Raw genomic sequence first — 9,014 nt, forward strand, 5'->3', positions numbered from 1 at the left:
GAGCAATGCGGCCATGACGAGCGGATCGACCACCGGACGCTAGAGGCGCAGCGGATTGAGGCGCAGGAGCGGGCCACCGCGGCGCATGATCGCGGTGACGAGGCCGAGGCGCTGCGGCAGACGGTGCGGGCGGTGGAACTGGACCGGGATCCGCTGCCGCAACTCTCTGCCGGGGCGTGGCAGATGAAGGAACGCGGCATCGAGGTTGCGGCCGTCCGGGTGTGGCGCGAGGTCAAGGCGCAGGCGGCCGAGGTTGCGCGTGTGGCGGAGGTTCTGGCCGGTCAGGTGCGGGACTGGATCGGGCGGGCGGTGGATCGCCTCGGGCCGCCGGCGCAGGGTCTGGTCTATGCCGGCGCTGCGGATCGGGATGGCCGGGAGGGGAGGCAGGACCTGGCCGCGCGGTTGCGCGAGGCATGGGAGGCCCGCCAGAGCCGCACCGCGTCCGATACCGTGGCCGCACCTGGTCAAACCCCGGAGCCGGAATCCGCCCGCAGCCTGGCCGAGCGGCTACGGGAGGCCGCGCAGGGGATCGACCGGGGAACGCTGGCCGAGGCCGCCGCGCGGTTGCAGGAAAGCCGGGAGGCCGAGGAACGCCAGCGGGTGCAGGAGGCCGAGCGTCTGAAGGAGCAAGAGCGGCAGCAGGAACGGTTGCGGGAGCGGGAAGCCCGCGACCACGACCGGGACAGCGGGCTTACCCATTGATCCGGCCAGCCCCGCCCCTACAGCCCGCAATGGAGCGAGCGGGCCGGGGCTGGCCTATCGACGGTTTGAGCCGATGCTGTTGAAAAACTCCGGCGGCCCTTCAGGACAGGGAGAAACCTGCGCGGCGACCAACAGGATGCGAGCGTAGCGACAATCAAGATGAGAATCGGTTGTAGGGGTGTCGGTGAAGGGCGGAGGGCGTAGCCCGAAGCCCGTAGCCGAGACCCCTACAACCGATGGCCCTTCAATGGAGGAGCCGCAGATCGTCGGGGCCGACCCAATATTCATTGGCATTTCCAGATTGGAGGGAGATGCCGTGAGTGCCGGGTTGCCACGTCAACGATCATCAAATGAGGCTTTTCATGAAATTGCGACTGACCAACCCGGTCCCGGTGGCTGCAGCGAAGTCTGGGTTCAGCACCGCGACGGGCTATCGGATTGCGAGCGATCCGGTGCTTTCTTCACACAGTAAAGCGCCCCGCGGCCGACGGCGACCTGATCCGTTGGAATCGATTTTCGAGAGCGAGATTGTACCAATGCTGAAGGCGGCGCCTGGCTTGCGGCCGGTGGCGATCTTCGAGGAGATGCGCCGTCGCTATCCCGATCTCGATTTTGGTGTCCGTCGCACGATGGAGCGTCGTATCCGCAACTGGCGGGCCGTTCATGGCCCGGAACAGGAAGTGATCTTCCGCCAGACCCATGAGCCGGGGCGAATGGGACTTTCCGACTTCACCGACATGAGGAGCCTCAAGGTAACGATCGCGGGTGCGCCCCTCGATCACCTGCTTTATCACTTTCGCCTGGTGTGGTCGGGCTTCGAACATGCCCATGTCATCCTGGGCGGCGAAAGCTATGTCGCATTGGCCGAGGGGCTGCAGAACGCGCTGTGGATGCTGGGCGGCGCGCCCGGTGAACACCGCAGCGACAGTCTGTCGGCCGCGTTTCGCAATCTTGATGCCGATGCCCGTGCGGACCTGACCACACGCTACGACGCCTTGTGCGAGCATTATGGCATGACACCGACCCGCAACAACCGCGGCATCGCGCATGAGAATGGCAGCGTCGAAAGCTCTCACGGTCATCTCAAGGCGGCGGTGGAAGATGCGCTGGCGATGCGTGGGTCGACCGACTTCGAGGACCTCGCGGCCTATCGCAGGTTCATCGACGAGATCGTTGCTCGAAAGAACCGGCGCAATGCCGCCCGCATCGACACCGAAAGGGCAACGCTCAAACCGCTGCCTGATCGTCGCACCAGCGACTACGAGGAACATATCCTTCCCGTCACCTCGTCCAGCACCTTCGTTCTGCGCAAGGTGTTCTACACGGTGCCGTCACGGTTGATCGGGCATCGACTGCGTGTGCGCCTCTACGATGACCGGCTCGATCTGTTCCTGGGCGGCAGTTATCTCATGACCCGGCCACGCGGTCGCCCGAAGAGTGCTACCGAACATGGCTATGTGGTGGATTACCGTCACGTGATCCATAGCCTCAGGCGCAAGCCGATGGCCCTGCTGCAGCTGACCTATCGCGACCAGTTGTTCCCACGCGAGGCGTACCGGTTCATGTTCGAACGGCTGCTCGAAACCATGTCCGAGCGTGACGCTTGCCGCCAGATGGTCGAGTTGCTGTCCATGGCCCATGAACGGGCCTGCGAGGCCGAGCTTGCCGATCTTCTCGCCCAGGACCTTGACGCAGGCCGGCTGCCTGACATCGCCGCGTTGCGAACGCGCTTCTCGCCTGATCCGGCCGCGCTGCCTGAGGTGGTGGTCGAGCTTGGCCCCCTGACCGACTACGATGCCCTGCTGCTGGGAGAGGCCGCATGACTAAGGCCCATAACGTCGATGCCCAGCGTCTGAGCTTCATCCTCAACGAACTGAGGCTTCCCGCCATCAAGGTGATCTGGCCCGAGTTTACCGAACGTGCCGACAAGGAGGGCTGGCCCGCCACCCGACTGCTCGCTGCACTTACCGAGCATGAAATGGCCGAACGTGACCGGCGTCGGATCGAACGTCATCTGAGCGAGGCACGCCTGCCTCCGGGCAAAACGCTCGACAGCTTCGCCTTTGATGCCGTGCCGATGGTCTCGCGGGCGCAGGTCACGGCCATGACCTCGGGCGACGGATGGCTGGAAAAGGGCGCCAATCTCATCTTGTTCGGCCCGCCGGGCGGAGGGAAGAGCCACTTGGCGGCAGCCATCGGCCTGCAACTTGTCCAGAACGGTTGGCGCGTGCTGTTCACCCGCACGTCCGAGCTGGTTCAGAAGCTTCAGGTCGCGCGCCGCGAACTGGCGCTCGAATCCGCCATCGCCAAGCTCGACAAATACCACCTGCTCATCCTGGACGACCTCGCCTATGTCGCCAAGGATCAGGCTGAAACCTCCGTGCTCTTCGAGTTGATCAGCGCCCGCTATGAGCGCCGATCCATGCTTATCACGGCCAACCAGCCCTTCGGCGAATGGAACCGGGTCTTCCCGGATCCCGCCATGACGCTCGCGGCCGTCGACCGTCTCGTTCACCACGCCATCATCTTCGAGATGAATGTCGAGAGCTATCGTCGCAGGGCCGCCCTCCAGCGACAAACAGGGGCTGGAAGGACACCGAAATACGCGACAATCAAATCCATCGAGAAAATGTCGATCAGCGACAATCAGAGCGAAGAATCGCCCTTGCCAGCGACAATCTAACCCGGCACGATCAACACGCCGCGACAATCTGTTCTCATCCTGATAGTCGCTGACCTCTCACCCAGATCGTCGCGCTATAGAGAAACCCGGGAAGTCGTTCCGATCCAGCGCGCGGGATTGCCGATAACCAATGGGAGTTCGGTCTTCGGGAGACGTATATTCCAGCCCAAAGCCGCCATTCGTCGGCAAGGGGCACGCGGTGCAAAATGTCAGATGAGAGCACAAAGCTCTACCCGGCCGCCATTGACGCGTATCGGGCAGTGATGACCTTTCACATGGCTTCTGATACTGCGCGGCATGGAACGAGAGCCGCAGTCGCAGGAAAACATGAACTATCCCATCCCTTCTGATATGAGCCGCAACACCTTGTTCAAAGAAGGCGACGTGTTCGTCCTGTTCGGCGAGTTGTTCGGGCGGGGATACGCTACAGGTCTTGTCGACGAGGCCCGCAAGGCCGGCATGAAGATCGTGGGGATCACGGTCGGTCGGCGGGAAGAGGATAACGCCCTCCGCGCACTGACGGCCGAAGAACTTGCAGAAGCCGAGGAGAAACTTGGCGGCACGATCATAAATGAACCGCTCATGGCGGGCTTTGACCTCGATGCGCCAGCAGGAGAGCCTACTCCGACCGAGCTTCTCAACAAGATGACGGTGGAGTCGTGGAAGGACGACAAGCTTGACTGGACGCATATCGAGATGTGTCGGAAGCATGGTGTCGACCGCTTCAAGACCACACTTGGTCGCGTTATGCGCGAACTGGACGGCATGATACCGGACGGCAAGAACGTGCTGTTTGCGCATACGATGGCGGGGGGCATTCCGAAGGCCAAAGCGTTCCTCGTAATCGCGAACCGCATCTACAAGGGCCGTGGCGCGCGGCACATGTCCTCGCAGACCTTGATCGAGAGCGATTTGGGCAAGCTAATTCTTCAGAACTTCAATGAAGTATCTGCCAACACCTTCCAGCACCTCCTTGACGCCAGTTCCCCTATTCGGGACCGGATCGAGGCGTCGGGAGGGCAGGTTCGCTATACGGCCTATGGCTATCACGGGACCGAAGTGCTGATCGGCGACGACTACCGCTGGCAGACATACACGAACTACACCCAAGGCTACGCAAAGATGCGATTGGAGGACATTGCCACGGAAGGTTGGGCTAATGGCGTGAAGGCGACTGTCTTCAATTGTCCAGAGATCCGGACCAACTCCTCGGACGTGTTCGCGGGCATCGAACTGTCGCTGCTTCCGTTGCTTCGCGCGCTACAGAAAGAGGGCGGCGGCGCGTGGGTCGAGGCGCTGTGGAACGAGTGTCAGGCGCTGCTGAAGGAAGGCGTGACGCTGGGCGATCTGTTGCAGAAAATATCGGATTACCAAAACCACGAGGCGATGCAACGCTTCTACGACTTCGCCTCATGGCCCTTGCCCAACAGCCCGGAACAGGCAGAGCAGACGATTGGCACGTCGGGCGAGATCGTTCAACTGCACAAAGACAATAAAGCGCTGGTCAGTGACGTGCTGAGCTATCATGTCGTGACCGCGACCGGGCAGCTGATCTTCGGCGAAACGGGTTCACCTGCCGGTCCCGTTCTTTGGCTGAACCATGATCTTGTAGCTCGCCAGCTTCTTGCAAACGAAGAAGCCTCGAAGAAGCCGGCGTAGCTTCCTATGGCGGCTTCGTCCGCATAGCAGACCTAGCTTTTGCCAAACATCCGCGCCCAGAATCCTGATTTCGGTCTCTGGTCGGTCAGGAGTGCGGTTGCCTGCTGACGCCATTTATCCCGGTCCTCGCGCAGGTCGGAGATTATCCCCTCTTTGTCTGCGAGGCGTTCATGTGCCGCCTCAAGGCGGGCTTGTAACTCCCTGACCAGACCGGAATTTTCTTTTCCGTCAGGTGTTTTCTCGGGTGTTTCCTTTTGTTCATCTGAAACAGTCGGTGGGTAAACCCTGTGCAGTTCTGCCGGGTCTATCTGGAAAGTCCCTGTTTCATCCTTGGTTGCAGATATTCTGCCTGATTTTATGGCTTTTGAGATCGTCGCCTTGGACTTTCCCGTTGCTTTCGCGGCATCGCCGAGGGTGTAAACCATGGGGTTTCCTGCTGTTCAGGTTTCCATGATGGTGGACTGTTCGCCTGTTCGCGTCCAGTCCTTCGGTGGCGCTGTCAGCGCAGCTTCTCTTGTTTTTTGCAGTATGCCACAAATGCCGCGCCGGGATTTTTCGGGGGGTTGCCCTTGGCGGTTTCCTCGTGAGCGTATGCCATCCAGTTAGACCGTAGGGTGTAGTAATCCCAACCGAGGGTTCGAGCGTGTGCTCTGGCCTGTTCCTCGGCCCATTCTGGGATGATGATTGGTGCAGAAAGATCGACCGGCGTAGAGCGAGGGCGCACTGTCACCATGTCGTTTTCGTCGATATCGAACTTGTAGAACGGTGTCACATCTGCCCGCATGATCTCGCGCAGGTTGTGGCGAAAGCGCTTTGCCGGGGCGTTGCTGCCTGTCTTGTTCTGGAGGTTTGCCAGCCCGATCTGCCACTTCGGGGAGTTGCCGCAGTGCTTACGGGCGATCTCATACAGGCGGCGCTCCAAGGGCCTGCGCAGGCGGAAGTAGTCATGGGTGATCGTCACCACCTGGTCAGTCTCTATCGCCCGCATCAGCCAGCGCGACAGCTTCACTTCGCAGTAGTCGAGGCGGAATCGCTCATCGTCAGTGCGGACAAAACCTCCTTCGTCTATCAGGGAGAATATCCGGGTTTCGATCTTGCCCCCGGACTTGATGTTGGTGACGAACTGCGCGCCTTGCAGGCGAGCGAAGGCATCCTCAAGGCGCTTGTAGTGGTTCCCGCCGATAGGCCGGTTTGTGGCAACAGACAGCTCTCGCGCTGAGAACCGGACTGTATCGCCAATCGGTTCCCCCCGATTTTTCCGGGCCATCAGCTGGCTGATGGTGAAGATGAGAATGTCCTTGTCGAAGATCGTTGGCAGGCCGAGGCCAGAGGGCCGGATTTTCAGAACGTTGTCACCGTTCCGATATTCGAGGTGCCGCATGTCCGGCTTCGTTGCCAGCGAGAACAACGGGTGCTCCATCGACGCCATGTCATCCTTCGGCACCGCATCAGCGATATCGAGCACGAAGAAATCCAAGTTTGGGTGCCGATCTGGAAGCAGGCTCATACGGCGTAACTTTGACCTATCAGGAACTATTTTGTTTGACCTATCAGGAACGGTTGTTGATGGGAAGGCAGTTTGACCCTTTCGGAACCAAAGTTTGACCCTTTCGGAACCAAAGTTTGACCCTTTCGGAACCAAAATGCCGGTTTATGCTATTTTTCACAGGTGCTTATGAGCCGCGTAACTTACTCCGTAGGTAACACTAATAACACTAGAGCCTCCTGCAATTTCGAGGATCAAGGGCCTTACCCAAAAGGGTAAGGCGGTGCGGCGCGCACCGGGCGCTTCGCCCCCTGCGCCGCTTGCGGTCGCGGGAACGCGACCGCTGGCACCACCAGCGCCCAGATTGCATCTTGGTACTTATTGGTATATATTGGGATCTGCTTAGAACAAGAAGGGGGCGGCGATGGCCCGCAATACATCCGTGTCCCTCGGGGACCATTTCACCACGTTCATCGACATGCAGGTGCAGGCCGGGCGCTACGGATCGGCCAGCGATGTGGTGCGGGCAGGGCTGCGGCTGCTGCAAGAGCATGAGGCCAAGGTGAAGGCGCTGGAAGTCGCCCTGATCGAGGGCGAGGAATCCGGCGAACCGCAGCCCTTTGACTTCGAAGCGTTCAAGAAGCGGAAGCGGGCGGAGTATGAGGGCAGATGAAGGCCCTTTCCTTCTCGCCTCGGGCAGAAGTCGACATTGACGGTATCTGGGACTACAGCGCCGACAACTGGGGGCCGGATCAGGCTGACCGCTACACCGACGAAATCCGGGATGCCTGCCATGCGCTGGCATCGGGCCGGAAGCAGGGGCGGGCGACGAATGTTCGCCTTGGCTATCGCAAATGCCCCACCGGCTCGCATGTGATCTATTTCCGCGACCGGGGGGACTGGCTGGAGATTGTCCGCGTCCTGCATAGCGCACAGGACGCGGAGCGGCACCTGTGAGCCGTCACTCCCCGGCTGGCTGTGTCGGTGGTGAAACCATGAAGATGCAGTATCGGCTTCCGTCCCGCTGATCGGCGAATTCACCGCCTGCGGACAGGCAGTAGATGCGAGGATGCTGGCCGAAGGCTTTGGCATCGCCTCTGCCGGTGATCCAGAAGGCTGCCAGCGCGCCGATAAGCGCTCCTGCGGCCCCGATCGAGGTCAGCCAGACCCAGAACCCGCCGAACCAGCGCCACGCCTCCCTGCGGGCCTCTCCTGCGGCCTGTGAGAGGCTCCTGGCCGTTTGGAGGATCTCGGCATGGGATTCCCTGATAGCCCCTCTGGCGGCGTCCTGCGCGGCTTCTATGGCGGCGCGGTTGGTCTTGGCGGTGGCGAGCTGCAGCTGGCCCTCAAGGCGCTGTTCCAGCCGCTTGCCGGTTTGCGCCATGTTGTCGAGGCTCTTGGCGATGGTCGCGTTGAGGTGTTCGGCCTCGTCCCTGTCGAGGCTGGTGCGTTGCAGGTTCTCGATCTGGCGGCGCAGCGCGCCAATATCATCGACCAGAACCAGGAACGGATCGGTGTTGCCGCTCATGCCTCACCCGCCCCGGCGCTTTGCACCCTGGCATCGAGGTCGGCCAGCAGTCCGGCGATTTCCTTCTGGTCCACGTCCCGGGTTGCGTGTTTGCGCAGGGTGGATGCCAGCCATTTGGAAATCTTGGGGTCTTTCAGGGCTTCGGTGGTGACGATGGCGCCGACGATGATCTTTCGGCGGGTGTCGCTGGCTTTCTGACGGGTTTTGAGCCGCGCCAGCTTCGCTTGCGCATCTGCAATCTGCTGGTCGATGGTGCGCGCCATTCTTCCGCCCTTCCTCTTTACAATCGTTGAATTTGTGCCGCGTAGTGGATAGCGTGTCAAACACGAAGTGCCCACTTATACAAACGCTGCGCGTTTGTGTGGGCAAGGGAACCCTGCGTTTCCCTTGAACCCTTAGCCAAGTGCAGCGCGGAAATGGCGATCTACCACCTTCGGGCCACGATGATTTCCCGCTCTGCCGGTCGCAGCGCCACAGCGGCAGCGGCCTACCGCGTGGGCGAACGGATCGAGGATCACCGCACCGGGCTGACCTTCGATTACCGTGCGCGCGGTGGCGTCGATCACGTCGAAACCCTCGCCCCTGCCAATGCGCCCGCATGGGTGCAGGACCGGGCGGCGCTGTGGAATGCGGTCGAGGCGGCAGAGACCCGGAAGAATTCGCAGGTTGCCCGCGAAATCCGGGTGGCTCTGCCTGCCGAGCTGGACCATGCGCAGCGCGTCGAGCTGGTGCGCGCGTTCTGCCAGCGCGAGTTCGTGGCCCGTGGCATGGTGGCCGACATCGCCCTTCATGCGCCGGGGCGCGAAGGCGATGATCGCAACCACCATGCCCATATCCTGCTGACCACCCGCGAAATCGGCCCCGAGGGGTTCGGGGCGAAGAACCGGGACTGGAACGCGGTCGAGATGCTGGAAGGATGGCGTGAGGCATGGGCGCGGGAGAGCAACCGCGCCCTT

General features: G+C 61.3%; 11 protein-coding genes. 7 read left to right on the plus strand and 4 right to left on the minus strand.

Going from position 1 to position 9,014, the window contains the following annotated elements; all coding sequences use genetic code 11:
• The 4 genes from IL54_RS17035 to IL54_RS17050 all read left to right on the plus strand — a co-directional run.
• On the plus strand, positions 1 to 702 hold a 702-nt coding region (locus IL54_RS17035), incomplete at its 5' end, for a hypothetical protein (RefSeq protein ID WP_202807675.1).
• Positions 703 to 1,022: 320 nt separating this feature from the next.
• Complete coding sequence (gene istA, locus IL54_RS17040; RefSeq protein WP_443211137.1) at positions 1,023 to 2,525, plus strand: IS21 family transposase; 1,503 nt, start codon at positions 1,023 to 1,025, stop codon at positions 2,523 to 2,525.
• Positions 2,522 to 3,385, plus strand: coding sequence for an IS21-like element helper ATPase IstB (gene istB / locus IL54_RS17045; RefSeq protein ID WP_037477183.1), 864 nt, complete (start codon positions 2,522 to 2,524; stop codon positions 3,383 to 3,385). The genes istA and istB overlap by 4 nt, the downstream gene beginning before the upstream one ends.
• A gap of 327 nt (positions 3,386 to 3,712) precedes the next feature.
• Positions 3,713 to 5,044: an enoyl ACP reductase FabMG family protein gene (locus IL54_RS17050; protein ID WP_037479041.1), complete on the plus strand. Its 1,332-nt coding sequence runs from the start codon at positions 3,713 to 3,715 to the stop codon at positions 5,042 to 5,044.
• Between the two features lie 32 nt (positions 5,045 to 5,076).
• Here IL54_RS17050 and IL54_RS17055 read toward each other — a convergent pair whose 3' ends face one another.
• Both IL54_RS17055 and IL54_RS17060 read right to left on the minus strand, forming a co-directional pair.
• Entirely contained in the window at positions 5,077 to 5,469 is a 393-nt protein-coding gene (locus IL54_RS17055; protein ID WP_037477185.1) for a hypothetical protein, read from the minus strand.
• A 74-nt stretch (positions 5,470 to 5,543) separates the two neighbouring features.
• Entirely contained in the window at positions 5,544 to 6,551 is a 1,008-nt protein-coding gene (locus IL54_RS17060; RefSeq protein ID WP_037477188.1) for a replication initiator protein A, read from the minus strand.
• 403 nt (positions 6,552 to 6,954) lie between these two features.
• On the opposite strand from IL54_RS17060, the gene IL54_RS17065 reads away from it, so the two are divergent.
• Positions 6,955 to 7,203 (plus strand): type II toxin-antitoxin system ParD family antitoxin, encoded by a 249-nt coding sequence (locus tag IL54_RS17065; protein ID WP_037477190.1) that lies wholly within the window; start codon positions 6,955 to 6,957, stop codon positions 7,201 to 7,203.
• Entirely contained in the window at positions 7,200 to 7,487 is a 288-nt protein-coding gene (locus IL54_RS17070; RefSeq protein ID WP_037477193.1) for a type II toxin-antitoxin system RelE/ParE family toxin, read from the plus strand. The genes IL54_RS17065 and IL54_RS17070 overlap by 4 nt, the downstream gene beginning before the upstream one ends.
• Before the next feature lie 4 nt (positions 7,488 to 7,491).
• Here the strand turns inward: IL54_RS17070 and IL54_RS17075 are convergent, their stop codons facing one another.
• Together IL54_RS17075 and IL54_RS17080 are read right to left on the minus strand one after the other, a co-directional pair.
• Positions 7,492 to 8,058, minus strand: a complete 567-nt coding sequence (locus IL54_RS17075) for a hypothetical protein (RefSeq protein WP_037477195.1) — start codon at positions 8,056 to 8,058, stop codon at positions 7,492 to 7,494.
• The gene (locus tag IL54_RS17080) at positions 8,055 to 8,321 is read right to left on the minus strand and encodes a hypothetical protein (RefSeq protein ID WP_052027734.1); all 267 of its coding nucleotides are present in this window, start codon (positions 8,319 to 8,321) and stop codon (positions 8,055 to 8,057) included. Before IL54_RS17080 ends, IL54_RS17075 begins: the two co-directional genes overlap by 4 nt.
• 153 nt (positions 8,322 to 8,474) lie before the next feature.
• On the opposite strand from IL54_RS17080, the gene mobQ reads away from it, so the two are divergent.
• On the plus strand, positions 8,475 to 9,014 hold a 540-nt coding region (mobQ, locus tag IL54_RS17085; RefSeq protein WP_193378874.1), incomplete at its 3' end, for a MobQ family relaxase.

The sequence above is a fragment of the Sphingobium sp. ba1 genome (assembly GCF_000743655.1).
GTDB lineage: Bacteria > Pseudomonadota > Alphaproteobacteria > Sphingomonadales > Sphingomonadaceae > Sphingobium.